General features: G+C 29.1%; 1 protein-coding gene. It reads left to right on the plus strand.

The features are described 5' to 3' along the window. Positions 1-389: 389 nt before the first annotated feature. Positions 390-1,772: ABC transporter substrate-binding protein (locus tag Q0G30_RS14255; protein ID WP_294391426.1), on the plus strand; the 1,383-nt coding region annotated here is incomplete at its 3' end.

The following is a 1,772-nucleotide window of genomic DNA, read 5'->3' on the forward strand; positions in this document are numbered from 1 at the left end:
ATTAATTAAGGGCATAAATTTTAACTTATAAAATTAACTAAGTTATAAAATGAAAAGATAATAAATTTAATTACTTGGGATTATGTCTATAGAACAAAAAATATAAATTTTATGTAGATATACTAGTGTTAATTTAATAAATAATAACTTAAAGGTAGGATTTAAGAATAAAATATTAAAAACATCAAAAAAAGGATGGTAAAGTGTTAAAAAATAGAGTTAATAGTAATTGACTTAATAAAAAAGCTATGGTATATTTAACAACATATGAATTGTAATAAAATGTAATAAAAATAATTTTAATGCAAATTTGTAATTAATATTGGGGTAGTAATTTCTATAAAATTTTATAGATTATTATATAAATTATAAAAAGGGGGATTTTTATTATGAAAAGAAAGATACTTGCAGTATTACTATCAGCTACAATGCTATTAAGTGTAGCAGGGTGTAGTAATAGTAAAAGTAGTGATGGTACTAGTAGCAAAGACAAAGGAAGCTCTAGTAATACGTTAGTTATTGGTACTCAAACATTTAATGGGGTATTTAGTCCATTTTTCTATACTTCAGCTTATGATGCTCAAGCTTTTGAGACAGTCTTTACTAGTGTTTGTGAAACTGATGAAAACAATGAATTACAAGAAAAGGGTGGTAGCATTACTAGTGAAGAGGTTACTGCAGAAGATGGAAGTGTTCAAACTCTTTATACTATTAAGTTAAAAGAGGGGATGAATTTCCATGATGGTGAGCCAGTTACTATTGATGATTTAATCTTTGCTTACTATGTGTATGCTGATCCAACATATGATGGTATGGCTTCATTTGTTAGTTCATTAGATATAGTAGGAATGAAAGAATATTATTATGATGATGCTAACTATTCAGCAAAAGTAGCAGAAATTGCTTCAGAAGCACAAGCAAAAGCTGCAACTGAAGAAGGTTTTATAGAATATTTAGTTGCAACTAATTGTGAAGGTTGGTATGAAGGAGATCCAAATGGAGATTCAGGAGATGGAACAACTTTCATTGATTACTTAAAAAATGAAGGATATGATGCAGATAGCGTTGCAGCTAATAATGATGAATTTTTAAAATTATTAGCTAAATGTGAATATGAAAAATATGCAGATTCATATGATGCAGTTGCTTGGTGGACAAGTAAATTATCTGAAGACTATATTAGTGAAGGTCTTGCAGATGGAATAGATGTTGAATCAATTACAGGTATTACAAAAGTTGATGACTTAACTTGTACTGTATTAGTGAATGGTATAAACATAAGTGGAGATAGACAATTAGCGTTACAACCTTTAACTCCTGAACATTACTATGGAGATGGATTTATTAAAGGTGATTTATCAATGGTAAAGGCTAAAAATGACACTCCAATGGGTTCAGGTCCTTACAAATGGGTTGGATATGATAATAATGTTGTATCTGTAACAAAATTTGATGACTATTTCTTAGGAACTCCAAAAATCGAAAATATTAAGTATCAAGTAGTAGATGAAGAGCAAAAAGTAAATGCAGTTATTTCAGGTGATATTGATATTACTGATCCAAGTGCTTCTTTAGAGATAATGGAGGAATTAGATGCTAATGAAATAGAGTACTCTTTAATTGGCAATCCAGGATATGGATATATTGCAATCTCAGCTAAAAGAATTCCAGACTTAAAAGTTCGTGAAGGTTTAATGCATTTAATGACAAGAGAGCAAGCTATTGCTACTTATTATGGTGAATTAGCTGAAGTTATTGAAAGACCAATGACT

It is taken from the genome of uncultured Clostridium sp. (assembly GCF_934754925.1).
In the GTDB taxonomy this organism is placed as follows: Bacteria; Bacillota; Clostridia; order Clostridiales; family Clostridiaceae; genus Clostridium.